The 25,529-nt window shown below is 73.9% G+C and carries 23 protein-coding genes; 8 read left to right on the plus strand and 15 right to left on the minus strand.

Annotated elements, in window-relative coordinates:
• Positions 1 to 41 precede the first annotated feature (41 nt).
• The 3 genes from AB0J66_RS45640 (at position 42) to AB0J66_RS45650 (ending at position 2,905) form a co-directional block, all read left to right on the plus strand.
• Positions 42 to 1,166: a hypothetical protein gene (locus tag AB0J66_RS45640; protein ID WP_364674563.1), complete on the plus strand. Its 1,125-nt coding sequence runs from the start codon at positions 42 to 44 to the stop codon at positions 1,164 to 1,166.
• Complete coding sequence (locus AB0J66_RS45645; protein ID WP_364674566.1) at positions 1,163 to 2,074, plus strand: ABC transporter ATP-binding protein; 912 nt, start codon at positions 1,163 to 1,165, stop codon at positions 2,072 to 2,074. The genes AB0J66_RS45640 and AB0J66_RS45645 overlap by 4 nt, the downstream gene beginning before the upstream one ends.
• Positions 2,075 to 2,224: 150 nt before the next feature.
• Positions 2,225 to 2,905 carry an ABC transporter permease subunit gene (locus tag AB0J66_RS45650; protein ID WP_364674569.1) on the plus strand — a complete coding sequence of 227 codons (681 nt, stop codon included), beginning with the start codon at positions 2,225 to 2,227 and terminating at the stop codon, positions 2,903 to 2,905.
• A 4-nt stretch (positions 2,906 to 2,909) separates the two neighbouring features.
• Here the strand turns inward: AB0J66_RS45650 and AB0J66_RS45655 are convergent, their stop codons facing one another.
• The 3 genes from AB0J66_RS45655 to AB0J66_RS45665 form a co-directional block, all read right to left on the minus strand.
• Positions 2,910 to 3,680 carry an alpha/beta fold hydrolase gene (locus AB0J66_RS45655; protein WP_364674571.1) on the minus strand — a complete coding sequence of 257 codons (771 nt, stop codon included), beginning with the start codon at positions 3,678 to 3,680 and terminating at the stop codon, positions 2,910 to 2,912.
• A gap of 70 nt (positions 3,681 to 3,750) precedes the next feature.
• Positions 3,751 to 4,875 (minus strand): SMI1/KNR4 family protein, encoded by a 1,125-nt coding sequence (locus AB0J66_RS45660; RefSeq protein ID WP_364674573.1) that lies wholly within the window; start codon positions 4,873 to 4,875, stop codon positions 3,751 to 3,753.
• Positions 4,876 to 5,013: 138 nt separating this feature from the next.
• Entirely contained in the window at positions 5,014 to 5,226 is a 213-nt protein-coding gene (locus AB0J66_RS45665; RefSeq protein WP_364674576.1) for a hypothetical protein, read from the minus strand.
• 48 nt (positions 5,227 to 5,274) lie between these two features.
• On the opposite strand from AB0J66_RS45665, the gene AB0J66_RS45670 reads away from it, so the two are divergent.
• Entirely contained in the window at positions 5,275 to 5,973 is a 699-nt protein-coding gene (locus tag AB0J66_RS45670) for a restriction endonuclease (protein WP_364674578.1), read from the plus strand.
• 15 nt (positions 5,974 to 5,988) lie between these two features.
• Here the strand turns inward: AB0J66_RS45670 and AB0J66_RS45675 are convergent, their stop codons facing one another.
• The 6 genes from AB0J66_RS45675 to AB0J66_RS45700 all read right to left on the minus strand — a co-directional run bounded on the left by AB0J66_RS45675 (position 5,989) and on the right by AB0J66_RS45700 (position 13,918).
• Complete coding sequence (locus AB0J66_RS45675; protein WP_364674581.1) at positions 5,989 to 8,028, minus strand: transglutaminase-like domain-containing protein; 2,040 nt, start codon at positions 8,026 to 8,028, stop codon at positions 5,989 to 5,991.
• On the minus strand, positions 8,025 to 9,020 hold the full coding sequence (locus tag AB0J66_RS45680) for a DUF58 domain-containing protein (protein WP_364674584.1): 996 nt from the start codon (positions 9,018 to 9,020) through the stop codon (positions 8,025 to 8,027). The genes AB0J66_RS45675 and AB0J66_RS45680 overlap by 4 nt, the downstream gene beginning before the upstream one ends.
• Before the next feature lies 1 nt (position 9,021).
• The gene (locus AB0J66_RS45685) at positions 9,022 to 9,969 is read right to left on the minus strand and encodes a MoxR family ATPase (protein ID WP_364674587.1); all 948 of its coding nucleotides are present in this window, start codon (positions 9,967 to 9,969) and stop codon (positions 9,022 to 9,024) included.
• Positions 9,966 to 11,924, minus strand: a complete 1,959-nt coding sequence (locus tag AB0J66_RS45690) for a fibronectin type III domain-containing protein (RefSeq protein ID WP_364674590.1) — start codon at positions 11,922 to 11,924, stop codon at positions 9,966 to 9,968. Before AB0J66_RS45690 ends, AB0J66_RS45685 begins: the two co-directional genes overlap by 4 nt.
• A 69-nt stretch (positions 11,925 to 11,993) precedes the next feature.
• Positions 11,994 to 13,250 (minus strand): HAMP domain-containing sensor histidine kinase, encoded by a 1,257-nt coding sequence (locus AB0J66_RS45695; protein ID WP_364674591.1) that lies wholly within the window; start codon positions 13,248 to 13,250, stop codon positions 11,994 to 11,996.
• Positions 13,247 to 13,918: a response regulator transcription factor gene (locus AB0J66_RS45700; RefSeq protein WP_364674593.1), complete on the minus strand. Its 672-nt coding sequence runs from the start codon at positions 13,916 to 13,918 to the stop codon at positions 13,247 to 13,249. Before AB0J66_RS45700 ends, AB0J66_RS45695 begins: the two co-directional genes overlap by 4 nt.
• Before the next feature lie 99 nt (positions 13,919 to 14,017).
• On the opposite strand from AB0J66_RS45700, the gene AB0J66_RS45705 reads away from it, so the two are divergent.
• Genes AB0J66_RS45705 through AB0J66_RS45715 form a run of 3 tightly spaced genes read left to right on the plus strand, consistent with a single transcriptional unit; the run spans position 14,018 to position 15,613 of the window.
• Positions 14,018 to 14,737: a BTAD domain-containing putative transcriptional regulator gene (locus AB0J66_RS45705; RefSeq protein WP_364674596.1), complete on the plus strand. Its 720-nt coding sequence runs from the start codon at positions 14,018 to 14,020 to the stop codon at positions 14,735 to 14,737.
• A gap of 2 nt (positions 14,738 to 14,739) precedes the next feature.
• Positions 14,740 to 15,036, plus strand: coding sequence for a LuxR C-terminal-related transcriptional regulator (locus AB0J66_RS45710; RefSeq protein WP_364674599.1), 297 nt, complete (start codon positions 14,740 to 14,742; stop codon positions 15,034 to 15,036).
• Positions 14,969 to 15,613, plus strand: coding sequence for a response regulator transcription factor (locus AB0J66_RS45715; RefSeq protein WP_364674602.1), 645 nt, complete (start codon positions 14,969 to 14,971; stop codon positions 15,611 to 15,613). Before AB0J66_RS45710 ends, AB0J66_RS45715 begins: the two co-directional genes overlap by 68 nt.
• Before the next feature lie 11 nt (positions 15,614 to 15,624).
• Here the strand turns inward: AB0J66_RS45715 and AB0J66_RS45720 are convergent, their stop codons facing one another.
• Genes AB0J66_RS45720 through AB0J66_RS45730 form a run of 3 tightly spaced genes read right to left on the minus strand, consistent with a single transcriptional unit; the run spans position 15,625 to position 20,545 of the window.
• A complete protein-coding gene (locus AB0J66_RS45720; RefSeq protein WP_364674603.1) occupies positions 15,625 to 15,870 on the minus strand; it encodes a hypothetical protein in 246 nt (81 codons plus the stop codon).
• Positions 15,871 to 15,872: 2 nt separating this feature from the next.
• Positions 15,873 to 19,553 (minus strand): hypothetical protein, encoded by a 3,681-nt coding sequence (locus AB0J66_RS45725; protein WP_364674606.1) that lies wholly within the window; start codon positions 19,551 to 19,553, stop codon positions 15,873 to 15,875.
• Positions 19,550 to 20,545, minus strand: a complete 996-nt coding sequence (locus AB0J66_RS45730; protein ID WP_364674607.1) for a hypothetical protein — start codon at positions 20,543 to 20,545, stop codon at positions 19,550 to 19,552. Before AB0J66_RS45730 ends, AB0J66_RS45725 begins: the two co-directional genes overlap by 4 nt.
• 204 nt (positions 20,546 to 20,749) lie before the next feature.
• Between AB0J66_RS45730 and AB0J66_RS45735 the strand changes: the two genes are divergently transcribed.
• Positions 20,750 to 23,275, plus strand: coding sequence for a glycoside hydrolase family 16 protein (locus tag AB0J66_RS45735; protein ID WP_364674610.1), 2,526 nt, complete (start codon positions 20,750 to 20,752; stop codon positions 23,273 to 23,275).
• A 34-nt stretch (positions 23,276 to 23,309) separates the two neighbouring features.
• On the opposite strand, the gene AB0J66_RS45740 is transcribed toward AB0J66_RS45735, so the two are convergent.
• From AB0J66_RS45740 to AB0J66_RS45750, 3 genes are all read right to left on the minus strand, one after another.
• Positions 23,310 to 24,131, minus strand: a complete 822-nt coding sequence (locus AB0J66_RS45740; protein ID WP_364674612.1) for an alpha/beta fold hydrolase — start codon at positions 24,129 to 24,131, stop codon at positions 23,310 to 23,312.
• Positions 24,128 to 24,694, minus strand: a complete 567-nt coding sequence (locus tag AB0J66_RS45745; RefSeq protein ID WP_364674615.1) for a DJ-1/PfpI family protein — start codon at positions 24,692 to 24,694, stop codon at positions 24,128 to 24,130. The genes AB0J66_RS45740 and AB0J66_RS45745 overlap by 4 nt, the downstream gene beginning before the upstream one ends.
• A gap of 89 nt (positions 24,695 to 24,783) precedes the next feature.
• The gene (locus AB0J66_RS45750; RefSeq protein ID WP_364674618.1) at positions 24,784 to 25,515 is read right to left on the minus strand and encodes a GntR family transcriptional regulator; all 732 of its coding nucleotides are present in this window, start codon (positions 25,513 to 25,515) and stop codon (positions 24,784 to 24,786) included.
• Positions 25,516 to 25,529: the final 14 nt, after the last annotated feature.

Below are 25,529 nucleotides of genomic sequence, written 5' to 3' on the forward strand. Positions count from 1 at the left end.
GATCGCAGCGTCGCGGCTACCCGGGGTACCGTTGCTGGCCTATGTTCACCGGCCGGACCGTCGTCAGCGCGCAGGGGAGGCGCCGGTGGTCCGTCGTGCTCGCCGTCGCGCTGGTGCTGGCGGCGATTCCGCTGGTCATCAATGTCTGGCCCGTGCGGGCCACCGGCGAGGACCCCGCGTCGCTCCGCGCCCGCATCGTTGCCTCCGGGGCGCAGCACTTCCAGGGATACGTGCAGAGCGCCGGCCTGCTCGGCCTGCCCGCCCTGCCGAACCTGAGCCAGGTGACTGCCCTGCTCAGCGGCACCACCGAGATGCGTGCCTGGTACGCCGGGCCGGATCGCTGGCGGCTGGACGTGCTGGGCCCGGGCACCGAACAGGATCTCTACCAGACCGCGGACGGGCAGGTCCGCTGGGATTACGGCGACAGCCAGCTCACCCGGATCGTCGGCGACCAGCCGCTGCGTCTTCCCCGGGCGGCCGACCTGACCCCGCCCGAGCTGGTCCGCCGGGTGCTGCGGCTCGCGGCCGGGGACCGGGTCGAACCGCTGGCCGCCAAGCGGGTGGCCGGGGTCGACGCGGCCGGGTTGCGGCTGGTGCCGGTGCAACCCGACACGACGGTCGCGCACGTCGACATCTGGGCCGACCCCCGTACGGGCGTACCGCTGCAGGCCGAGGTGACCGCGAAGCTGGGCACTCGCCCGGTGTTCGTCACCCGCTTCCTGGAGGTCGAGTTCCGGACGCCCGACGCGAGCGTCCTGACGCCCCCGGCCGAGCGGCCCGGCATCGGGTTCACCGTCACCGAGGCCCCCGACATCCTCAGCAGGATCCAGGACCGGCAGCCGGCGGCGATGCCCGAACAGCTGGCCGGGATGCCGCGCCGTGACACCGTGCCGGGGCTCACCGCGGTCGGTGCGTACGGGGCTGGGCTGAGCGCCTTCGTCGTGGTGGCGCTGCCGAGCCGGTTTGGGTCCCAGGCATTCGGGCAGATGGCGGCGTACGGCCGTACCGTGACCGTCCCGGACGGGACCGCGGCCCTGATCGCCACCGGGTTGCTCAACGCTCTCGTGGTACGCACCGCGAGTGGGCACTGCCTGGTGGCCGGCATGGTCGGCGCCGTGCTGTTGCAGCGGGCGGCCACCGATCTGGCACGAGAGGCGAGCTGTTGATCCGGACGCGGGACCTGACCAAGCGGTACGGGCGTACGGTCGCCGTCAATGGTGTTGATCTTGACGTTCGCGAGGGTGACCGGTACGGGCTGCTCGGCCCGAACGGGTCCGGCAAGACGACTCTGGTCCGGATGCTGCTCGGGCTGGTCTTCGCCACCCGCGGCGAGATCGAGGTGCTGGGCCGGCCGGTGCCGCGGCGCGTCCAGGAGGTGCTGCCGTCGATCGGCGCGCTCGTCGAGGGGCCCGGCGCCTACCCGCACCTGCCCGGGCGCACCAATCTGGAGTTGTTCGACGCGGCCGGGAAAGGCCCCGGCCGGCGTGGGCGCCGGCGCCGCGTCGACGAGGCCCTGGAACGCGTCGGGCTGGCCGGCATCGACCGCCGGCCGGTCCGCGCGTACTCCCTCGGCATGAAGCAGCGGCTCGGGCTGGCCGGCGCGCTGCTGCGCCGGCCGCGCCTGCTGATCCTGGACGAGCCGACCAACGGGCTCGACCCCCGCGGCATCCGCGAGGTCCGCGACCTGCTCACCGAGCTGAACGCGGAGGGGACGACGGTGTTGCTCTCCAGCCATCTGCTGGCCGAGATCGACGCCTTCTGCACCCGGGTCGGCGTGATGGACCGGGGTCGGCTGGCGGTGCAGGACGAGCTCGTACGGATGCACGAGCCCACCGGCCGGATCCGGATCAGCACGCCCACCCCGGACCGGGCCGTGGCGCTGCTCGACGGCCGGGTCGAGCGCCGCGACGGCGAGACCCTGATCGTCCGCGGAACCGACCCCGGCGCGCTCAACGCCGAACTGGTCACGGCCGGCGTCACGGTCGCCGCCGTCGCCGCGGAACGGCGCACCCTGGAGCAGGTGGTGCTCGAGGCGACCACCGGCAGCGCCGACCGGGTCGAGGGGGACCGATGATCCGCGTCGAGCTGGCCAAGCTGTTCCGGCGACCCCGGACGTACGTGATCGCCGCCCTGCTCTGCGCCCTGCCCCTGATCGTCGCGGTGTTCCTGGCCACCACCGAGATCCCCCCCGCCGCCCGGGCAGGGCGGCGCGTTCCTGTCCGCCGTGCTGAGCAACGGCGCCCTCTACCCGGCCGCCGCGATGGCGCTCGTGCTGCCGGTGTTCCTGCCGGTGTCGGTGGCCGTCCTGGCCGGTGACGCGGTGGCCGGCGAGGCGGCCGCGGGCACCCTGCGCTACCTGCTGATCCGGCCGGTGAGCCGCACCCGCCTGCTCGTCGCCAAGCTGGTCTCGCTGGTCGTCTTCGTGCTGTTCGCCATCGGCGCGGTGCTGGTCACCTCGTTCATCACCGGGCTGACGCTGTTCGGCGGGCAGACCAGCTCGGCCGGGATCGCGCTGCCGCCCGACGTGACGTCGCTGTCCGGGGTCACCATCAGCCCGGCCGGGCTGGCCCTGCGGCTGCTCGCCACCGTGGCGTACATCGTCGTGTCGATGCTGGGTGTCGCGGCCATCGCGCTGTTCCTGTCGACGGTGACCGACTCGGCCCTCGGCGCGGCCATGGGCGCGCTGGCCGTGCTGGTCACCAGCCAGGTCCTGGTCACCCTGGACGCGGCCGCGGCGGTCCGGCCCTACCTGCCGACCCGCTACTGGCTGGCCTGGGTCGACTTCTTCCGCGATCCCGTGCTGTGGCGCGACATCGAACGCGGCGCCGGCATCCAGCTCGTCTACCTGGTCATCCTGCTCGGCGCGGCGTGGGCCAACTTCGTCACCAAGGACGTGGCGGCCTGACCTGTCAACCCGGGCAGCTGGTGGGTGGGGCCGGCGGCTGCGCGCCCAGCGCGTCGATCACCAGGGCGGAAACCCGCGGGTCGGTGGGCAGATCGCCGTGCGCCACGCGCGCTGCGGGGCAGATGCTCTGCAGCGGTACGTTCGTAGCGCCGTCCAGTAGCGCCGAGTCGGGCGGCTGCACGGTCTCGTCGTTCTCGGTCCAGATCGACAGCCACGGCAGGCCGTCCGGCAGCGGCTTGTCGATCTCCCGCAACAGTTTGCTGCCCGGGGCCAGCTGACGACAGGCCGCCGGGCAGGCGTCCGGAGCGAGCGCGGCCCCCTCCCCGGCGATCTGCGCGCCGTGCAAGGGCGAGCCCAGCGTCACGATGCGGCGGGCGACCTCGGCGCCGTCGTACCGGTCCACCCAGAGTCGGGTCACCACCCCGCCCGCCGAATAGCCGACGACGTCGACCGAGCCGCCGGCCTCCCGAAGGGCCTGCCGCACCGCGTCGTCGAGGGTGGCGGCCTGGTCGTTGAGGTCTCCGGTGCCTTCTCCGGGCAGGGTCACGACCTGGGCCGTACGGCCGGCATCCCCGAGACGGCCCGCGAGGACGCTCAGCGCGGCCCGGCTGCCCCCGTAGCCGGGCACGAGCAACACAGTGCCCGGCCGGCTCTGATCCGGACGAGCGCCGTCGTCGCCGTCGCCGCGGAACAGGCGCGCACCGATCACCACCAGCGCCACGACGACCAGGACGCCGGCGAGACCGGCGAGCAGCAACCGACGTCGCGGGGACATCATTGAACTATGCGCGCTCCGCCGGTCGAGCGCGTCCGTTCGGGCCGGTTCGTCACCGCGTCGGCGGGCCTCATCGCCTACCCAGCAGCGCCGCTCTGTCGCCAAGCCGGCGGATGAGCCAATCCGGCCGGTCGCTTTCCGGCGGCAGGGCTCGCGCCAGCAGCTCCACCACCGCCGGGTCCGGATTGTCGACCGCGGAAGCCACCGCCGAAGCGTCGACCGTCGCGCCGCGGCGGAGCAGCTCCTCGGCCAGCCCGAGGTCCACGGCGTGCGCCCCGACCCGCAGAGTGTTGCCCACGGGCACCTGCCGATCCAGCAGCCACGTCGCGACGGCGAGCCCCCGGCCCGCGAGAGCGACGTCGATGGGGGTCAGACCAGCGCGGACGGGCTCCGCCGGGTCGCACCCGCGGGCCACCAGCTCTTGCAGCAGGGCGAGGTCGTCGGCCGCGGCGGCACGATCCAGCGCGAGGCGCCGTAGCCGGCGCTGCCCGGCGATGGTCCCGGCCCGCAGCGCGCCCCGCCAATCGAGCACCGCTTCCCGCACAAGCCCGCGCAGCTTGACCGCGGCCGCCCGCGCCCGTGGGTCGCCGCTTGCGCTCAGCTCCTCGACGGCCCCGCGCAGCTCCGAGTCGTCCTCGTGGGTCTCCCACGGGTCTTTCTCCAGCATCAGTTGATCGAACAGCGCGGGAAGGTCGTCGGCGATCAGCGCGGCCCGGTCACCCTCGGTCAGCTCCCACCCGGCCGGCAGCCCTTGCTGCCAGCACGCCACCGCTCCGTGGTCCGGCCCGTCGGCGGTACCCACGTAGACGCGGTCGAGATACTCGAAGCCGCCGATCGGCAGATAGGACAGCCGGGCCCCGTCGATCAGCTCCCGCTCGTGCCCGATCCAGCCCCACAGGTCCTGGTAGCCGTCGCTGTCCGGGTAGAACAACTCCCGCAGCGACACCAGGACCTCTTCGCCCCCGAGATCGGCCCGCAGGTCGTAGTGGAGGCTGCCGCCGAAAGAGGTACGCCACAGCTCGACCAGCGGCGCGGGCAGCGGCCCGGCACAGTGTTCGGCGACCGCGGCGAGAGCCTCGTCGGTGACGGGCGGCTGCGCGTCCAGAATGAGCCGCCCCGCGTAGACCACGACACCGCCCTCAGCGGCGGCCCGTTTCTCGTCGCCGGACAGAGCCGCAGTTGGATCATGGGTCACGGTTGCATCGTAGGCGGCCCGGGCGGCCCCTGCCGCAGCTCGCCGAGCAGGCCGACGAGGTCGCGGATGTGCTCGGGACGGGTACGTGCCGGCCCGCACGGCCAGACCGCGCCACCGATCGTGACCAGCTCAAGTTGCTCAGCCTCCGTCGCGGTGGCGGGCCAGCGAGTAGGCGACCGCGCCGGCGAGCAGGCCCGCTACCGCGCCGAGCAGCGCGGTGCCGACGGCCGAGTCGATCGCCTCGTAGTCGCTCGCGGACCAGCCCCAGAGCCAGCCGGCCCCGGCCCCCGCGACCAGGCCGGTGAACGGCCAGGCCGCCGGCCGCCAGCGTGGGTTTCTCGGATGACACATGGCGCGGCTACCGTCTCCACCAAGATTTGGTCCGGTCCGGGGAGGGCGATGTTCGTCCGGAAACTGTTGCGGATCCTGCTGAGCGTGGTGAGCGCATTCTGCGCGCTCGTGAGCGTCTATGCCACCGTCACCGCCTTGCAGGGTGACGACAGCGCGCCCGCCGCCGCGGTCTTCTTCGGGATAGTGGCGGTCGCCGCGTTCGCCTTGCGCAGGCCCGTGTCCTGGCTCGCGGACCGGGCCGCCGGCGTGATCACACCGCCGCTGCGGAGGGCTGTGGCCGCGATTCCCCGGCCGCGCTTTCCCGCGGGCCGGCAGCCCCCGGGCATCCTTCTCGCCATCATCGGGACCACGAGGGCGGACGACCTCGGTCTGTTCCCCGCTGTCTACGGGGCGGACGATCCGCCACCGCAGTGGACGGCTGAGGAAGAGGCAGCCGAGCGGCACATGCGAGCCCACGGCTTCCCGGACGCCCAGCTGACCGACCGGCGGCGAGACGACGGCGTCGACATCGTCGCCAAGACGGCCGTCGCCCGGGTCACGACGCAGGAGAAGCCGGTCAGCGTGCCGATGGTGCGACGGCTGCGCGACACCCTCCCGGACTTGGCTTCCCACCTCTTCTACTCGACTACGGGCTACACGAAGATCACGGTGGCCACCGCCGACAAGATCGGCGTCAGCCTGTTCCTCATCACCCGGCACGGCACGGTCGAACCGCTCAACGCCGGCGCCCAGCGAATCAGCACCTGACGAGCCGCATCCTCACTACCTCGCCGTCGGCATCGGCCGAAGCCCCCGGAGCGTGGTCGCGGCCCGCAGCCGGGCCCGGCGCCCCCGGCGGGCCAGGCCGAGCCGGACGCCCCGGACGGCCGACCACGCCGTGTCGTGATCGTCGCCGCCGGCTTCGTGGCCGGACCATACGGCCCGGTCCACCACCTCGCCGAGGCGGCGCAGGTCGGGCGCCACGTCAGGGACGGCCGCCGAAAGGTCCCGCAGAGTCATGGCCGGGGTGACGGCGACGCCGTACGCCCGGATCCGGTCCCGGACCTCACGGTCGGCGCCGGCCAGTCCCGGCCGGCCGCCTCGACGGCGTCGCCACCAGGCCCGCCCGGCCCAGAGGGCCGGCACGGTCACCAGCCACAGCAGCAGCAGCCCCGGGACCGCGAGTAGCAGCGCCCATGGCCGGTGCCGGGGCGAGGGAGATGCCGCCGTCGCCGTCGGCGCCGGTGCGGCCGGCGGGTGGGCGGCCGCCGCCCGCGCCTGTTCCGCGGCGGCCGCGGCCCCGGTCGGCCGCACCCCGGCGGCCGAGGCCTGCCCGGTCGGGTCCAGCGGCACCCATCCCGCGCCCGGCACGGCCACCTCGGGCCAGGCCAACGCGTCGCCGTTGTGGACGGTGCGGCCGCCGTCGGTGTCCGCTCTCGACGGTGTGCGGAAGCCGACGGCCAGCCGCGCCGGGATGCCGGCCAGCCGGGCGAGGGCGACGTAGGCGGCGGCGAACTGCTCGCTGGTGCCCCGTCGGGTGGTGCGCAGGAACTCGGTGAGCTGGGGCCAGCCGTGCCCGGCGGGCAGGCCGGTACCGACCGCCAGCCGGTAGTTGGCGCGGAACCAGCCCTCCAGCGCGAGGGCGGCCCGGAACGACGGCGGCCGGCGGCCGGTCGCGTCGGCGGCCAGCTCGGCCAGCCCGGCGGGCACGCCGGGCATCGGGTCGAGGCCACCCGGCGCTCGGTCGTCCACCCCGGCCCGGAGCAAGGCGTCGCCGTCGATCTGGGGCTCCCACCAGCGCAGCGTGTAGTCGACCGGGCCCGTCAGCAGCAGTGAACCGGCCCGGGGGGCCACCAGGGGTGAGGCGCCCTCGACCGCGGCCGGCCAGGTTTGGCTGGGCAGCCATGGCCCGGGCGCGCCGAGGACCGCCGCCGCCCGTTCGACCACCGGCACCCCGGCGCCGGGGTTCAGCCGGGCGCCGAGGCGGCGCAGGTCGTCGCCGGGCGTCCAGTTGACGCCGTCGAAGCGGTCCAGGACGGCCAACGGCCATCGGTCCGGCAGGGCCGCCGCGCGCAGGCGAAAGACCGGCCGGCCGGGGTCGGCCAGGCGGCCGGCCAACTCGTCGAGCGGGTTGATCAGCGGCGCCGGAGCAGACGGGGGAGCGGCCTCGGCGCGCACCGAGACGCGCGGCGGAGCGGCGGGCAGCACCGCGCCGGCCAGCACCGCCGCGCCCGCCGCCGAGGCGGCGATCGGGACGAGCACTACGGCGCGGGCCGAGGCGACCAGCACCCCGGCGAGTCCGGCCCAGACGATCGCGACCGCCACCGCCGGGCGGGCCGTCAGGGCGAGGTGCGCCTGCGCGAAGACGAGCAGGGCCAGGCCGGGCAGCAGCGCCGGTAGCGGGGCGGTGAGCCGGTACAGCAGCTCCAAGCCGATCACGGCGGCCGCCACCACCAGCAGCGGGACGAAGATGAGAAGCTCCGGTTCCGGGCGGGCCGGCCACGTCGTCTCCAGGGTCCGCCACCAGGACGCGGTGACCCCGTCGACGAGCCCGTGCCAGGTGGCGCCGGTGGGCAACCCGGCCGCGGTGGTCGGCCCCAGCACCGTCGCGCCGATCGCCAGCACCCCGGCCGGCGCGGTCAGCAATGGACGCCAGTCGGCCAGACCGGGGCTGCCTCGCCCGCACAGCAGCGCGACCGCGAGCACCGCCAGCGCGGGCGCCCCGACCGGCAGGAGCAGAGCGCCCAGGCCGAACACCGGGGCGAACAGCAGGCCACCGAGCACCGCGGTCAGCACGACCGCCGAAGCGCGGACGAATCTCACCGGTGGCCCTCGTTCCACCGCCGCAGAGCCTGTTCGGCGCCGACACCGCCGCCGAGCGCGACCACGACGACGTCGGAGAACGGCGGACCCAGTCGAGCCGGGGCGGTCGCCCCGCCGGTGATCAGCACCAGCCGGCCACCGGTGGCGCCGGCGGCCAGGGTCCGCTCGTCGTCCTGGCGCAGCTCCACCAGCGCTTCGAGGGGATGCTCGGGCACCTCGTGACCGCCCGCGGTGAACAGCCGGGTCCGCACGCCGGCGGCCGCCGCCGAGCCCAGCAGCGAGGCCGCCACGTCGACGGCCTCCTCGAAGTCGTCCGGGGCGAGGGCGCCGGCCCGGGTGTCGAGCAGCACGGTCAGCGCGGCCCGCCGCGGATCGGCCAGCTCGCGCACCATCAGCCGGCCGGTGTGCGCGGTCGCCTTCCAGTGCAGATGCCGCACCTCGTCGCCGGGCGCGTACTCGCGCACGCCCCGCGGCTCGGCGGAGCCCGGCCACAAGTCGTCCGCGGCCGGGCCGGGCGCCGCTGAGCGGGAGGGCCCGCCGCCGGGCCGGGCCGGGCGTTGCCGGGGGTAAACGGTCAGCGTGGTGAATCCGCCCGCGCGGTGCCATCCGCGAGCCAGGCCGAGCGGGTCCTCACGGCCGGCCTCGAGCGGGCCGACCGTGAACCGGCCGCGGACATCGGTGGGAAGCCGGTACTCGGTGGTGTCGACCACCACCACACGGCCGGCGATCCGGTCCCGGAACAGCAACGGCCCGCGCGGATCCCGTACAGAAAGGGAAGCCGACGCCGGGCCACCTCGCTCCACCCGGCCGGGGTTGATGGTGCGCGTCGCCTCGATCCGCGGATCGCGCCGCGCCACCAGCAGGGCGGCAGCGACACTGCCGAAGCCGGTCGCACCCAGCACGGTCAGCAGGGGATAGCGGAGCCACCAGCCGGAAACGAGCAGGGCCGCGGCCGTGATCAGCACCGCGACGCCGCGCCGGGTCGGGCGCACTTCAGCGGCCGGCGTCCGTCAACGGCACCGGGACCGACGCGAGAATGTCCGTGACGATGCGACCGGCGTCGTGCCCGGACAACTCCGCCTCGGGGGTCCGGACCAACCGATGGGCGAGGACGGGCACGGCCACGTCCTTGACGTCGTCCGGCGTGACGAAGTCGCGGCCGCTCATCGCGGCGATCGACCGGGCCGCGCGCACCAGGGCGATGCTGCCGCGGACGCTCGCGCCGAAGCGTACGGCCGGATCGGCGCGGGTGGCGGCGGCCAGCCGGACGGCGTACTCGGCGATGGCGTCGTCGACCCGCAGCGTTCGAACCCGCGCGATCGCGTCGCGCAGGACGCCGGCGTCGACCACCGGCCGCAGATCCTCGGGCCCTTCGCCGGCGCCGTCGGCCAGGACGATCCGTACCTCGTCGGCAGTCGCCGGATAACCCACCGACAGCCGCATGAGGAACCGGTCGAGCTGCGCCTCGGGCAGCCGGAACGTGCCCTCCAGCTCGATCGGGTTCTGCGTCGCCACGACCAGGAAGGGCCGGGGCACCTCGTACGTCTCGGCGTCCACGGTGACCCGCCGCTCGGCCATCACCTCGAGCAGCGCGGACTGGGTCTTCGGTGTGCCGCGGTTGATCTCGTCGGCGACCACCACGTTGGCGAAGACGGCGCCCGGGTGAAAGGTGAACCGGTCGCTGCCGGGCCGGAAGACGCTGACCCCGGTGATGTCGCCGGGCAGCAGGTCGGGGGTGAACTGGATGCGGTGCCAGGAGCCGCCGATGCTGTGGGCCAGGCAGCGCGCCAGGGAGGTCTTGCCGAGACCGGGAACGTCCTCGACGAGCACATGCCCCTCGGCGAGCAGAGCGGCCACCGCGAGCCGGACCAGCTCGGGCTTGCCGCGGATGATCCGTTCGACGTTCTCGATGATGCGGGTGGCGATCAACCGGGCCGTCATGGTCCCCTCTCCGGCCACCGGAAACGGTTGGACTCGACGCCGGTCCCACCGATCTCGACCCAGACCAGCTGACCGACGGCGTTGATCGGGAACCGGTCGTCCACGAGCAGATGGCCCTGGTCATCGGTGGTCAGCCGGGCGCCGCTGTTGAACTTGCCCCACCCGGACGTGTACGGAGTGATCTTGACGCTGGTCCTCGGCGGGAATCCGAACAACTCGATCAGGATGTACCCGCAGCGGGGCGGGACGCAGTCGTCGTCATGGGTCGCGTCGGGGCCGCGCCCGACGGTGACCCAGGTGGCCGGCATGGTGGCCTCGACCGCGGCCGCGTCGCTCCGGCCGTTCTGGTTCTTTGCGAAGAGCTTTATGCCGTACGGGGTGACGCGCGCGAGGCCGGTGATGACGGCTTCCCGGGCGTCGCCGCCGACCTCGAGCGAGCCCCGGTCACCGGTGGCCGCCTCCCAGGTCACCTCGTAGGCGGTGACCGGGGCGCCGTTCGGTGGGGCCGCGCCCCAACTGAGGATCAGCTCGGCGCCGCGGGCGACGGTGGACAGGCCGGGCGGGACGCCGGGTCGCTCGGCCGGTGGCGGTGGCGGCCCCTCGGGCAGGGTGGTGCCGGGCGCGCTGCTGTCGACGGGTGGCCCGGGGTCGACCGGCCCGGGCGGCTGCCGGACCGCCGGCGGTGGCAGGGTGGCCGGGGCCGACTGCCTGACCGGCGGCGCAGTCGTGGCTGGGACGCCGGTGGCCGTCGTGGGCGCGGTGCCCGCTTCCGTCCCGGGTGCTGTGCCCGCCTGCGTCTCGGGTACCGTGCCCGCTTCTGTTCCGGCCGCCGCCGTCGTTGACCTGGTTCCGGGTGCCGTGGCCGCCGTCTTCGCCGGCCCGGCCGCCGGGGACGACCGGGCCGGGGTCACCGCTGCGGCGCCACCCTGGTCGTCGACCACCGAGACGTGCCGCCCGTCGCCGCTCTGCACGTAGACCCGCCCGTCCTGGCCTTGGCGCAGCACCGGATCGCCGGTCGCGGCCGGCAACGTCGTCACCCGCCGGGGGCGGCCCTGCGGATCGTAGGTGTGGATCCGGCGGTGACCGAGCTCCAGCAGCACGATCGACGACCGGCCGGCCACCGGCGCCGCCCACCGGCCCGGCGGCAGAGCGACCTGGCCGGCCAGCCCGTCCGCGTCGAGCAGGAGCAGCTCGCCCCGGGCCACGACGGCGATCCGGCCACCGACCGGGCCGGGCGCGACCAGGGCCCCGGGCGGCAGGTCGACGCCGGTGGCCGTCGTCCGGCCCGGTCCGTCGAGGGCCAGCCGGGTCATGGTGTCGCCGCTGAAGTCTAGGAACACCGCGGTGTCACCGAGCACGCTCAGCCCGCCCGCATGACCGGCCGGGAGCTGCACCGGACAGGTGACCCGGTCGGCGCCGGGCGCAAGGTGGCAGAGCAGTCCCTCGGCCCCGCGGTACAGCCAGAGCGTGCCGTCCGGAGTCACCACCGGCGCTCCGAGCGGGCCGCCGGCCTCGATGACCGTCTCGGCCGGGCCCAGCCGTACCACCTGGCCGGTCTCGCGATAGACCGCGTACGGACCGGCGGCGGCATCGACGGTGACGGGGCGCTCCGGCGCCGGCGAGGGCGTCGTGCCGGTCAGGGCCAGGCTCGACTTGTCGAGCTCGCGGATGTCGTCCGGGCCGATGACGTACGAGCTGCGCTCACCCTCGACGACCTCGGTGCCGGGCTCGACGTCCTCCAGGGTGACCTGGGCGTCGATCGTGCGGCTCATGCCGTCGACGTGGAAGACCCGGTCGTCCCAGGGGTCGGCGAACCACCGGCCGACGTGGGCGAACCGCAGGCCGGGCGTGCCCGGACTCGCCCCGGCGACGGCTGCCGCGCCCGCCACCAGGCAGATCACGCCCAGCACGACCAACGGCAGGCGGGTCCGGCGGCGCCGGCTCGACCTGCTCACCCGAGAAGCATAGACAGGCTTGTACATGAACGATCCACGATGGATACATTCTTCATCCATCGTTTTTCATCAATCGCCGCCGGGCAGGCTCAGCTCGAAGATCGCGCCGCCCTCGTCGGCGTTGTAGACCCGCAGCGTGCCGCCGTGCGCCTCGGCCACCCAGCGCACGATCGACAGGCCCAGCCCGCTGGAGCCGCCGGTGCTGGTGAAGCGGTCGACGATCCCCTCGGCCAGCGCCGGCTCCACGCCCGGGCCGTGGTCGGCCACGATCACCCGGCCGCCGGCCACCGTGATGTGGACGACCGCGGCCTGCCCGGGCACCCGGCCGTGGCGCAGCGCGTTGTCCAGCAGATTGCCGATCGCCCGCCGGACCAGGGCGGCGTCGGCCGTCACCCGGCTCGGGGCGCAGGCGAGGGTGACCTGGGCCGCGCCGGCCGGGGTCTCGTCCACCACGACGCCGACCAGCTGGTCGAGCCAGATCGGTTCCGGCTCGAGAGTCTGCACCCCGGCGGCCAGCCGCGCCCGGATCAGCACCCCGTCGACGATCGTGCCCATCCGCTGGGCCAGGTCGACCGCCCGCGGCAACAGCTCGGCCTGGTGGCCGGGATTGAGCAGGGCCGTCTCGGCCAGCGCCCGCAGCGCGGCCACCGGCGTGCGCAGGTCGTGCGCGGCGTCGGCGAGCAGCACCTCCTGCCGGTCCAGGGTCGCAGTGACCGGCCGCAGCAGGCGGCGGGAGAGCAGCCGGGCGGCCACCCCGGCACCGGCCAGCAGCAGCACGCAGCCGCCGGTCAGGACCCCGATCATCCGGCGGTGCGCGGCTCGCGCCGCCGAGGCGTCGGACACCGCCACCACGGCGCCGACGACCTGCCCGTCGGCCTGCCGGAACGGCTCCGCCGCGAAGCGGAGGCGCCGGCCGTCCGGAGCGGTGGCCCATCCCGAGATCAGCCGGCCGGAAACGGTGGCCCGCTCGGCCAGGCCGGTGAACAGCGTGAGGCCGGCCGGTGCGCACTCCCGGCGGCTGACATGCCCGGTGAACCGCGCCGCCGAGCCGGGCAGCACGGCGAACTGCGGGCAGGAGTCGTTCAGCGGGTCGCGCAGCACGGCGGCGGTGGTGACCGTGCCGTCGTAGCGGACCAGGCGGGAGACGGTGGTGGTCACCCGCCGTAGGTCGCCGTCGAGTTCGGCCTGCCGGCGGGCCGAGTCGGAACGGGCGAGCAGGATGCCGGGCCCGAGCAGGCCGATCGCCACGGCCACGACGGACCACAGGGTGAACCAGCGGGGGAGCGAGCGCAGCCGGCCCGTCGCGGTCGATCCGGCGGCGCTCACGCCGGGTCCGCGCCGGCGAAGCGGTAGCCGCGCCCGCGGACGGTGTGCACCAGCTCGGGCTCGCCGAGTTTGGCCCGCAGCCGCCGGACGACCACGTCGACCACGTTCGACATCGGATCGGTGCTGGCGTCCCAGCAGTGCTCGATCAGCTCGGTGCGGCTCACCGCCTGCCCGGGCCGGCTCATCAGGTGCTCGAGCACGGCGAGCTCCTTGCCGGTGAGGCCGAGCAGCACCCCGCCCCGGCGGGCCTGCCGGCGCGGGCAGTTCACCTCCAGGTCGCCGAAGCGCAGCACGGCCGGGCGGGCGGTCGCGCCCCGGCGGGCCAGATTCCGTACGCGGGCGGTCAGCTCGGCCACGGCGAACGGCTTGACCAGGTAGTCGTCGCCGCCGTGCTCGAACCCGGCGACCACATCGGCGACCCTGTCCCGGGCCGTCAGGAACAGTACCGGCACGGCCCAGCCCGTCCGCCGCCGGGCCCGCACGTACTCGGCCGCGTCGCCGTCCGGCAGCATCCGGTCGAGGACCACGCAGTCCGTCCCGACCTCGGCCAGGACCGCGTCCGCCGCGGCGATGTCGGCCGCTTGGCGCACCTCGGCGCCGCCGCGGGCCAGCTCGGCCGTCACGGCCAGCCGGAGGTTGTCGTCGTCCTCGACCACCAGCACGCGCACGCCGGCTCCTTCCGCCGAGTCTGTCACCGGATCCTCATGTTGCTCGATGGATCGTAGGGGCGGCGGCCTTCGCCGGGAGGGCCGGACGGGGGTTTGGCCATGTTGTTCCATGTGCTCGGGCCGATCGAGGTGCACGCCACGGGGGCGCACCTCGCGGTGCCCGGCAAGCCGGCGGTCGTGCTGACCACGTTGCTGCTGCACCGCAACGCGTGGGTCAGCCTGGACGAGCTGGCCGAGCAGGTGTGGCCGCACGGACGGGCGCCGCTGTCCGCGGTGGCCAACCTGCGGACGTACGTCTGGCGGGTGCGCCGGCTGCTGCCCGAGCCGGGCCGCCTCGACCGGCTCGGCGACACGTACCGGCTGCGTGCCCAGCCGGACGAGGTCGACGCCGGCCGGGCCGCTCGCGTTCTCGCCGAGGCGTCCCGGACCGCGGACCCCGCGCAAGCGCTGTCGATGGTGGACGAGGCGCTCGGCTGGTGGCGCGGACGGGCGTACCCGGGCCTGGACACTCCGCTCGCCCTGACCCTGGCCGAGCAGCTCGACGAGCTGCGGCTCGACCTGCGCGAGCTCCGCGCCGCACGGCTGCTGGCGCTGGGCCGCGGGGCCGAGGCGACGGCCGAGCTGCGGGTGGTGCTCACCGCGGCGCCGCTGCGCGAACGGGCCTGGGCCGGGCTGATGCACACCCTCTCGGCCACCGGCCGCCGATCCGAGGCGCTGATGGCCTACCGCCGGGCGGCCGAGCTCCTCGCCGCCGAGCTGGACGTGCCACCCGGGCCGGAACTGCTCGCGGCCCGCCGCCTCGTGCTGGCCCCGGCCTGATGATGACCCTCCTCGACGAACGCGAGCGGCACCTGCTCGCCCTGCTCGCGGCCGGTCTCACCGACGAGTCGGCGGCCGCCCGCCTCGACGTCTCGGTCCGCACGGTGCGGCGGACCATGGCCTCGATCATGCTGCGTCTCGGCGCGCGAAGCCGGTTCCAGGCCGGGATGATCGCGGCCCGGCTCGGCGTGCCCGCACCGGCTAATGTGTGCATCTGTGCGGGTGCTTGTCATGGAGGACGACGACAACCTGCGCCTGGCCCTGGATGTGGCGTTGCGGGGGGCGGGCTTCGCGGTTGACGCCGTGGCCGACCTGCCCGAGGCCGACGAGGCGCTGGCCGTGCACAGCTACGACTGCGCGGTGGTCGACCGCATGCTGCCCTCCGGCGACGCCCTGCCCTACGTCGCGGCCCGGCGCCGGGCGGGCTGGCGCGTGCCCGTGCTCTTCCTGACCGGCCGCACCGTCCCCGCCGACCGCGTCGCCGGCCTCGCCTGGGGCGACGACTACCTGGGCAAGCCCTTCGCGGTGCCCGAGCTGCTCGCCCGCGTCGCCAACCTCGGCCGCCGTGGCGCCCCGCCGCCCCCGGCCCCGCCGGTGAGCCACGCCGGCATCGAGGTCGACCCGGACCGCTGGGAGGCCCGCCGCGACGGCCGCCCGCTGGCGCTGACCGCCAAGGAGTTCACCCTGCTTCAGCGCCTGACCGCCGCCCGGGGCGACCCCGTCCCGCGCCCGGAGCTGATCGCCGCCGCCTGGGACGAGATCGTGCCGCCGGCCTCCAATGTGCTCGACGTCCTGGTCGCCCAGCTGCGCCGCAAACTGGGCGACCCCCCGATCCTGCACACCGTCCGCGGCGTCGGCTATCACCTGGGCCCCTGAGTCCGTTCCGGTCATCGGCCGCGGTTCCTGGCCTCACGGGCGACAGCGAAATCGCGTGGCTGCAGACTCGCCCGGAAGGGGACTCGGCCGACGTCGAGGATGACGACCTGGAGGACGTCTCCCGGGCCGGGGACCGCCGCCTGCGCGATCTTCAGCCGATCGATGAAGCCGGGACGACCGTCCCGTGTCACCACGTCCAGTCCCCACGGGGGAACGGCGGTCACGGTCACCTCGACCTCGTCATGATCCTTCAGCACGGTTACCTCGGCTCCCAGACCCTTGACTGGGTCAGCTGGTTGAAGCGGGCGATGCGGTTGATCGGGATCACCCATTCGTACCGCGCCGATCCGCCGGGTCCCTGCCAGTCATAGCGAAACTTGGTGTTGGCGAACTCTGTCTCGAACTCTTTACGCATCACATAGCGGATCATGCCGTTGGCGAAGTCGCCACGCCCTTGGTACTCGGCCGCCACGGACCTTTCCCCGAAATAGACGGACTGGTCGCCGCCCTGGTGCGACGCGGGATTCGGCCCGAAGCCCACTTCGAAGTCCTTGTCCGCGGTCTTCGGCGTGCGGTAGATCGTGACACCACAGTCCTGGGCGAGCACCGACCGGCCGCCGGCCCGCAGGCGATTGCCGCCGCGGCAGGCCTTGGCCTGTTCGGCGAGGTCGAGCAGGTCGTCGATCTGCTCTCGCGCCTTGAGGATCTCGTCGATGAACCGAATCAGCTTGGGCAACAACCGGCCGATCTTGGCGGCGACCGTGGCGATCTTGGTCCACGGAATGAAGTTCAGCAGACTCCACATGCAGGCCCACAGGTCGCCGTGCAGCAGGCATGCCTCGAGGTCGGTCACCCCGACCAGATCGAGCAGCAGCCCTTCGCCCTCGCGGGCGATGAAGTCCATGATGTCGCCGCTGGCGACCCCGATCAGCCGCTGGTATTCGGCCCGCTGCTCCGGGGTGAGGTAGGGAACCAGTTCCTCGATGTCGGGGATCTCGGGATCGTTGTTCGCCGGATTGGCGATGAACTGGATCTGCTCGTGCCGCGTGGCGATCTCGGCGCGGTAGGCCGCGTTCTGGGCGTCGATGGCGTGCTGCAATGCCTGCTCGGCGGCCTGGGCGGCGCTGTCGGCGGATCTCTGTGCGGCTTCGGCTGCTTTCTGCGCGTCAACCGCGGAGGCCTCCGCCGCCGTCGCCGCGTTCCTTGCCGCGGCGGCATCCGTCTCGGCCGCCCTCGCCGCCGAGGCGGCACGGGTGGCGTCCGAGCGCGCGTCCGCGGCGGAGCGCCCGGCGACGGCCGCGTCATCGGCCGCGGTGTTGGCCGCCGCACGTGCGCCCCGCGCGTCGGCCTTCGCCTGGGCATCGGCCTGCGCCGCACCGGCAGCGGCCGCGCGCGCTCCGGCGGCTTCCGCGGCGGCCTCGGCGGCCGATTTCTTGGCTTCGGCCGCCCAGCCGGCGGCGTCGGCGGCCGACCGTGCCGCGGCAGCGGCGGCCTCGAAGGCCTTCTTCGTCTCCTCGTTGGCGGCCCGGGCCGCGGCGGCCGCACGCTCGGCGGCGGCCACCGCCTCGTTCGCGCGCTGTTGGGCCGCGGCGGCCTGTTCGGCGCCTATCACGCGGGCCTGTTCAGCGACCCTGGTGACGAAGTTGGCGTCGATGTCGGCGCCGGTGAACGGGCTGACCATGGCCAGTGCCGTGTTGAGGGGCTCGGCGATTCCCGCCGAGGAAGCACGTGCCGCGGCGGCCGCCGTCACTGCGATGTCCGCCTGTGCGGATGCGGCCACCGCCTCGGTCGTGGCCGCTTCGGCTTCCTGCTGCGTACGCTGTGCGGCCCATAAGGCTTGAACGGACTCATCCTGAGCCTGTTCGGCCAGCCTGGCTGCGGCCCGGGCCGCCTCGGCGGCGGTGGCCTGTTGTGCGGTGGCGGCGGCGGCGCGGGCGTCGGCCTCCATGCGTGCCTGGTGGGTGGCCTTGGCTTCAGCTTCCGCCCGGCCGGCGGCGGCGTCGGCGCGAGTGGCCGCGGCTCGAGCCTCTTGCGCGGCCGCGTCGGCCCGGTCGGCGGCCCGGACGGCCTCGGTCGCCGCGGCGCGGGCGTTGGCGGCGGCACCGGTGGCCGTGTTCGCCTCCGTTCGGGCGGATCGGGCCGCGGCCCGGGCCGTTTCCGCGTCACGGGCGGCCTGATCGGCCTGACGCTGCGCCTCCTGTTTCGCTTCGCCGCTCGCGTCGGCGGCCGCCTTCGCATAGGCCTGCGCTCGAGCCACCGCTCCCTGCGACTCCAGTTCCGCGCGGAAGGCAGCGTCCCGCGCGTGGCGGGCGGCACCTTCCTTGTCCCAGGCGGTTCGCTCCGCCGAGGCCGCGGCGGTCGACGCCTGACGCGCTCGTTGAAGGGCATCGGCGGCGACACCGGCCTGGGCCTGGGCGTGGCGCCGGGCGGTCGCCGCGGTGGCGGCCTGGGCCTCGGCCCGGGTGCGCTGTTGCGCCGCGGTCTGACGCTCACGCTCGGCGACCTGCCGGGCGTCACGTGCCTTGACCGCCTCAGCCTCCGCGGTCTGCCGGTGCTGGCGGGTCCGCTCGGCGGCCGCCCACGCCCGGGCCTCGGCCGCCTGGGCCTGTTCGCGGGCCTTCTTGGCGCGGGCGGCGGCGGTCTTGGCCGCGGTGGCCTGCGTCTGGGCGGCGGCGGCCAGCTTGGCCGCGGCGGCGGCGTGCTCGTCGGCGTGTGCGCGCCACTTCGCGGCCTGCTGCCGGTGCGCCTCGGCCTGCTCGGCGGCGGTCTGGGCGTTGTGGGTGGCGATGGTGGCGTCGACCGCGTGACCGGCGGTGGTGGCCGCGCCGACGGCCGCGACGGCGGCCTGGTGCATGCCCTGGACGATGCGGGACCATTCGGCGCCGTAGTCGAGGCCGGTCTCGATCAGGATGTCGGCCTCGGTGACGGCGGTCAGGGAGGCGATCCGGGCTCGCTCGGCCGCCTGCTGGGCGGCGGTGAGCTGGGCCGTGGTCTCGTTCTTGGCCGCGGTGAGCTGGGTGCTCTTCTCGGCGGCGGTGCCGCCGCCGGCGAGGATCCGCTGGGCCGAGCGGGCGGCGTTGGCCGAGCCGGCCATCGCGTTGGCGGCGCGCTGCAGCTCGTGGACGGCGTTGCCGTGCGCGACGAGCATCCGGCGCCGCGCCTCGGACGCCCGGGCGGCCCGTTGGGCCAGGTCCGTGAGGTCCTCGGCGGCCTTGTTGCGGGCCTCCAGATCGGCCAGGTACTGCTCGCGGGCCGCCGCGTCGGCGGTGGCCGCCGTGAGGTAGCCACCGTTGAAGAAGGCGGCGACCGCGGCGTCGTTGCCGGCCAGCGCGGCCGCGGCCGCCCGTTTCATCTCCGAGCCGTCGGCGGCCGTGGCCACCAGCGCGGTCAGCCGGTCGCGCAGCAGCCGCTTGCGCTCGTTCTCCGCGGTGACGGCCTGCTGGTCGCGGGTGCGGGCGATGTCCGCGCCGTAGGCCAGGAAGGCCGCCCGGTCGGCGTCGGTGCCGCGCAGCACCCGGGCGACCTCGGTGTTGAAGTAGCCGCCGGCCGGGCCGGTGCCGGCCATGGCCTGGATGGTCGCGGTGTTGCGCCGGGCGGTCTCGTCGTTGCGGTCGGAGATCTGCTGGGTGAGGACGCCGTGGGCCTCGTACAGGAAGTGCTCGATCGCGCCGGGCTGGTCCGACGCGAGAGCGGCGGCCGCGGCGTCGCGGATCTCCGGCTCCTCGTCCAGCTCGGCGATCTCGGCGACCAGATCGCGCAGGAACGGGTCCTCCGGGAAGTCGACGCCGGTCCGGCCGTCCCACTGCCCGGTCTCGAGCGGGGGCACCGGGATCGGAGTGGCGGTCGCGGCGGGGTCGACGGGCGCGTACGCGTCGGCCGGGCCGGCCGGCGCGACGAGCAGGCCGGTCGTCAGCAGAAGGGCGGCGAGCAGGCGTCTCATGCCGCGCCGCCGGTCATCCGCAGCTCACCGGCGAGCGCGTCGGCGAACAGCCCGGACCAGTACGCGACCTGTTCGGCGGCCTGCTCCTGTTCGGCCGCCCACGACGCGGCGGTGGTGCCCGAGCTGCCGACCACGGCCTGCCAGTTGAGCCCGGTGGCGCCGTTGGCCGCCGCGACGACTTGCTGCCAGTTCGCCGCCTGGGCCCGGGCGACCTGTTCCGCGTCGGCCCACAGCACCCGCGGCGTCCCGGTGCGGGTGGCGACATCGGCCCAGGCCCGCGCGGCCGTGGCGCGGGCCTGCTCGGCCGCCTCACCGGCCGTGGCCAGGGCCGCCTGTTCGGCTGCCTGGGCGTCGGCGACGAGCCGCTCGATGCCGGCCCGCCACCGTGCGTCCTCGTCGCTGACGCGCATGCGGAACGCCGCGACGTCGAGCTCGGCCGCGTTGGCCCATCCGTATGCGAAGAACTCCACCAGGTCGGCGTCGGTGGCCGCGGGGCGCAGCGTGTACGTGGCGGCCGCCCGCACCTGTTCACCCGGGTCGTTGTCGCGCAGCAGCGCGACGTAGTCCCGGTCGAACTGCTCCAGGGCCGCGGCCTGCGCCCCGGTGGCCTCGCGGGCCTGCCGGTCACGGGCCTTGGCCGCCTCATATCCGGTGCGGGCGAAGGACTCCCGCGCGGCGGCGTTCTTGCCGAGCGCGTACGCAGCGGCGGCGTGCACCTCCGGCGCGAACTCGACGGTGTGGGTGGCCAGGACCCGCTGGCAGAAATCCGTGTTGCGCGAGTCGTTCAGCGCGGCCCGGGACTTGGCGAAGTTGTAACCGCTGTCCCAGAAACGGATCAGGGCCGCGTCCACATCGGAGCTAACCAGGGCGCCCCAGGCCGCGGCCCGCACCGACGACCGGGAGTCGAACGAGGCGACCGCCCGGGCGCGCGACCAGCTCGCGGAGTGCTGTTCGGCCGCCACCGCCCGCGGTGCGACCAGGGTCGTACACAAGGCGATCAGGGTGATGACAATCGGAATTCGCGCTCTCGCGTGCATCGGGACTCCCCATGGGCGACGGGCTGGCCGGGCCAGCTAAACATCGACACCGGTGCGCGCGGCGGAATTGGCCGGAAGCGGCCACCGACCCCCTTGAAGGAATGGACCGGAAATGTATCGGCGCCGCTATAACCGTTCTCGCCGACTCCGGGAGGAATGATGAGATCGTCGAGAAAGAGACGGGCGTTCGCCGCCGCCGTCGCCCTGTTGACCGCACTGTCATTGGCCGAGCCGGCCACCGCCACCGCCGCGGCTCCGTTGAGAAGAGCCGCCACGCTGGAGTCCTCGCTGGAGGCCCGGGTCAGCGCCGCCGCCGTGGTCGGCGTGGTCGCGCCGGACAGCTGGCTCGTGCTCGGCGAGCGTGACTTCGTCTTCGAGATCTGGAAGAAGGCCGACGACCCGTCCGAGGTGCGCGGCGCCGCCGAGCTGGCGCTGAGCAACTGCACCAGCACCTCGTACGTGCCCTGCACGGTCTACATCGAGTCGGGCATCCGCGCCGCGAAGGACCGCGACGTGGCCAACCAGGTGCGCGACTCGGCGGCGGCCCGCGAGGCCCGTGAGCTGCGGCAGCGGGCGCTGGTAGCGCTAGCGATCGAGGTGACGCCGGAGCTGTTGCTGCTCCCGGACCGGGATTTCGTTTTCGCGATCTACCGGCAGAACACCGGCGAGCGGGTACGGGCGGCCGCGCTGGCGGCGTTCGAAGGCACCGCGCAGGAGCAGCGCGACTTCATCACCACCGGTCTCCTGCAGGCCCGTGAGCAGGACCGGATCGCCGAGATCGAGGCGGACCAGGAGGCCACCGAGGCCGAGCAACGGGCCATGATCGAGCGGGGCGCGCGCGTCCAGGCGGGTCTGCTGGTGGGGGTCGTGCCGACCGAGGTGCAGTTGCAGGTCACCGACGAGAACTTCGTACGCTGGGTGTGGAACACGGCCAAGGAGAGCTCGGAGATCTACTGGGCGGCGATGGCCGCGCTGCGCAGCACCGACCCGGCCGTCTGGAACGCGTTCATCCACACCGGCATCGTGGAGGCGGACCGCCTCGACCGGGAAGCCGAGAAGCGGGCGCGGGCCGCGAAGAGCCGCAGCGACGTCAGCGCGGTCGAGGCCGCGGCCGAGGCGGCGGGGCGGTTCAACCTGGCCCGCGCCGCGCACGCGGCGCTCGCCGGATCGGACGGCGACGTCGAATACTTCCTGCACACCGGGCAGCTTCTGGTCTCCGACAACGAGTGCGCCAACCCGGCCCTGGCGGCCGACGGGCAAGGGTGGGGCCGGCTGAGCAACAGCCTGACCACGACCCGGCAGGCGACCACCGACCACGCCACCGCTCGGTGGGAGCTCGCGGTCACCGGCAACACCGGCGTCTCGGCCGGCATCTTCATGCCCGAGCAGCAGGTGATCGCCGGCAAGCCTTGGGACTTCGGCGCCGACGTGCGCACCCCCGGCGATCCGGCGCAGGCCCGTATCCAGACCGACTGGTACGCCGCCGACGGCGGTTACCTCGGCCGGCTCAACGGCGGATACCTGCCGGTGGGCGGGACGACGGCGTACACCCGGATCTCCGGGCGGTTCACCGCCCCGGCCGGCGCCGTCCGGGCCAAGGTGCTGGTCCAGGCGACGGATCTGGCGGTGGGTGCCGGGTTCCGTACCACCATGGCCACCTACAAGATGAACCCCGACCCGGACGTGACGGCGACCGCGGTGGCCGGCAACGGCACCGGCGTCCTCAACTGGTGGACGCGACGAACCGACATCATCGGCTGGAACGTGGGACGCGACGGCACCGACACCCGGGGCAGCGGTCCATGGGCCCAGGAGACCCGGGCGGACCTCCGGACGTGGCAGTTCAATTTGCTCACGAACGAGACCCCGTACAGCCTGATCCTGATCCCGAAGACCGCCGCCGGCCCGCTGTCGCCGGTGATCGTCATGGTGCGGCCGAGCACCAACCCGGCGCCCACCGACAGCCCCGGGTCGAGCAACGGCGTCGAGGCGGCCGTCCTGAACGGCTGGGGCACGCCGCTGGCCCAGTACAGCGACGAGTTCGACTACACCGGGCGGCCGGACACGGTCAAGTGGGGCGTCGCCGGTGAATGCTGGGACAACCCGCACGCCGACGGCGGGCAGCGCTGCGCCAGCGCCACCAAGGTCGAGGCCGGCCGGCTGGTGATGAGCGGAGGGGTCAACGGCACGACCGGCTGGCTGCAGAACAACTGGAAAACCCGGTACGGCCGGTGGGAGGCGCGAGTGCGGTCCCGCAACACTTCGGCGAGCAACGGCCGTACGTACCATCCGCTGTTGATCGTCTGGCCGGACGGCGACAAATGGCCGGAGGAAGGGGAGTACGACTTCCTGGAGAACGACGAGCCGGGCGCCGCCTGCGCGGTGGCGTTCATGCACTACCCGGTCACCTCGGGCGGCACCCAGCAGGAACGCAAGCAGGAGAGCGGCTGCGGCTCGCCGCTGAGCGAATGGCACAACGTCGCCTTCGAGTGGACGCCGAATTACGTCCGCGGCCTGATCGACGGCAAGGAGTGGTTCCGTTACGCCGGTAACGCGGGCGGCAACCGCCGGGCCATGCAGTCGATGGCCTCCGGGCACCTGACGATGCAGCTCGACAACTTCGACGGCACGAACATGACGCCGGCGACCTACGAGGCGGAGTGGGTCCGGGTCTACCCGCTCTGACCGGGCCAGGTGCGCAGGGTCGCGTCCAGGTCGTCTAGGTGCAAGTACGACCGGGGAGGAAGCACGACAGGAGCTGCTGGAACTCGTGCGGGTGCTCGATCGCCGGTACGTGACCGCATCGCGCGAGCACGTGCAGACGGACATCGGCGAGGTGTTCGAGCAGGGGCAGGGCGGCCGTCCCGAGCGGCGTCACGCGGTCCTGGGCGCCGTGCACGAGCAGCACGGGCGCGCGGACGGCGGCCAACGCCGGCCCCGGGAGGGTGAGGTCCTCGACCCACCGTTCTCTGGGCGGGGGGAACAACGACGCGAATGCGGCCTCCCCCGCTCGCATCGCAGTTGCCCGGGCGTCAACGGCCGATTCGGTCACGAGCGCTTGATCGTGGACGAGGCGGCTCAGCATGTCTCGTGCTCCGAGTGGGCCGGCGGGAGCGCCCCAGATCGCGTTGAGCTCGGCGGACAACGGCGCCTCGGGGGCACCCATCGTCGCGACCGCCACGACGTGGGTGACCTGCCGGGGGCGCGCCGCCGCCAGCGCCAGCGCCACGGCGCCGCCCATGGAGTGGCCCACCACGGCGTAATGCTCGGCACCGAGCGCGTCCATCAGGCCCGCGGCCTGCATGGTCCACAGCCGAAGCCCACCCCGGGAGCCCACCGGGACGGGCGTACGGCCGAAACCGGCCTGGTCAGGGGCCACCACGTGCCGGGACGGGCCGAGCGCCCGCGCTGTTGCCGCCCAAGCTCCGAACCCGGTCGTGCCGGGCCCGGAACCGTGCAGCATCAGCACCGTGGGTCCGTTGCCGCCCTCCAGGACGTTGACCGGGGAACCGCCGACGACGACAGTCCGAAGTGCCGTCACCGGGCGGAGTCGACGGACTTCGCGAAGAGCTCCATCATGGCCCGGCCGAACTGCGGCATGTCGGGCCACCCGCGGCAGGAGACGAGGTTGCCGTCCACGACGTCGGGAGCGTCGATGACCGTTGCGCCCGCGTTCTCCATGTCACCGGTGATGGGCGGGAAGCACGCCGTCTTTCGGCCCTTGAGAAGTCCGTACACCGCCGGCACCTGCGCGCCGTGGCACACCAGCGCGATGGGGAGGTTGCGCGCGAAGAAGTGCTCAGTGATGCGCCGGACGTCGGCGTCGACACGGATCCACTCGGGAGCGCGTCCGCCGGGGATGATGAGGGCGTCGTAGCGGTCGACGTCGACCTCGGCCCAGGGCACGTCGACCGGCAGCTTCCGGCCGTTCTTCTCCACGTAGGCGTCGGAGTTGGGGTCGAACTCGTGGATGACCAGCTGTACGTCACGCCTCGTCCGGGACGAGACGTCGACATCCCAGCCGCCCTCCTGCACGCGGTAGTAGGGATACATGGTGTCGAGCTCCTCGGCGGCGTCGCCGGTCAGGAGCAGCGCTCGGGGCACCTGCTTCTCCTCGCATCTGAGGGGTGGGTGAGGCGGATCCGATCCGATCCGATCCGGTTGAGTCAGCATTCCCCGACCCAGCGCGACCGTCAAGCCTCAGCAGCGTCGGCGATCTCGTCGAACAATCGCTGGAAACGCTCGCCGGACCGCAGGATGTGCCGGCGCATCGCGTAGGCGGCGGCGTCCGGGTCACGTGCGGCGATCGCGTCCACGACCTGCTCGTGCTCGGCCATGGCCAGGTGGGTGACCTGGGTGTCGCGGTGAAGCCGGAAGAGGTGCACGTGGCTGTGAAGGCGGGCGAGCGCTTCTCGGATGACCTGGTTTCCCGCGCTCAGGGCGACGAGATCGTGAAAAGCGGCGTCGCGCAGCCCGAAGGCGCCGTAGGCCATCGGCCCGGTGCTTCCCTCCAGCTCCGCCATCTCCTTCAGCATCCGCTGCAGTCCGGCGACCTGCTCCAGAGAGGCCCGTTCGGCGGACCGGCGCGCCGCGGCCGGCTCGAGGAGCAGGCGCACTTCGAGCATGTCCTCGAAGCGGTGACGGGTGATCTGGGGAGGGATGCGGTAGCCGGCATGAGGTACCCGCACGACCAGCCCTTCGGCCTCCATGCGGTTCAGGGCGTCCCGGATCGGCGTCTGGGAGACCCCCAGCTCGCGCGCGAGGACGTCGATCGTGACGCGGGAGCCGGGTTCGATCCGGAGCGACATCAGCTGCCCGAGCAGCGTGTCGTAAACCTCGTCGGCCAGCCGCCCGCGAGATCTTCCCGGTGACATTCCGCCCGTCGTGGTCTGGCTGCCCCGCGCGATCATCGCTTCGTCGTCCATCGTGACGTGAGGTC

Source organism: Actinoplanes sp. NPDC049598 (genome assembly GCF_040675435.1).
Lineage (GTDB): Bacteria > Actinomycetota > Actinomycetes > Mycobacteriales > Micromonosporaceae > Actinoplanes.

Coding starts and splice junctions, on each gene's coding strand:
- AB0J66_RS45640 (WP_364674563.1), top strand. CDS start 42: ATGTTCACCGGCCGGACCGTCGTCAGCGCGCAGGGGAGGCGCCGGTGG.
- AB0J66_RS45655 (WP_364674571.1), bottom strand. CDS start 3,680: ATGTCCCCGCGACGTCGGTTGCTGCTCGCCGGTCTCGCCGGCGTCCTG.
- AB0J66_RS45665 (WP_364674576.1), bottom strand. CDS start 5,226: ATGTGTCATCCGAGAAACCCACGCTGGCGGCCGGCGGCCTGGCCGTTC.
- AB0J66_RS45670 (WP_364674578.1), top strand. CDS start 5,275: ATGTTCGTCCGGAAACTGTTGCGGATCCTGCTGAGCGTGGTGAGCGCA.
- AB0J66_RS45685 (WP_364674587.1), bottom strand. CDS start 9,969: ATGACGGCCCGGTTGATCGCCACCCGCATCATCGAGAACGTCGAACGG.
- AB0J66_RS45705 (WP_364674596.1), top strand. CDS start 14,018: ATGTTGTTCCATGTGCTCGGGCCGATCGAGGTGCACGCCACGGGGGCG.
- AB0J66_RS45710 (WP_364674599.1), top strand. CDS start 14,740: ATGACCCTCCTCGACGAACGCGAGCGGCACCTGCTCGCCCTGCTCGCG.
- AB0J66_RS45715 (WP_364674602.1), top strand. CDS start 14,969: ATGGAGGACGACGACAACCTGCGCCTGGCCCTGGATGTGGCGTTGCGG.
- AB0J66_RS45725 (WP_364674606.1), bottom strand. CDS start 19,553: ATGAGACGCCTGCTCGCCGCCCTTCTGCTGACGACCGGCCTGCTCGTC.
- AB0J66_RS45735 (WP_364674610.1), top strand. CDS start 20,750: ATGAGATCGTCGAGAAAGAGACGGGCGTTCGCCGCCGCCGTCGCCCTG.
- AB0J66_RS45750 (WP_364674618.1), bottom strand. CDS start 25,515: ATGGACGACGAAGCGATGATCGCGCGGGGCAGCCAGACCACGACGGGC.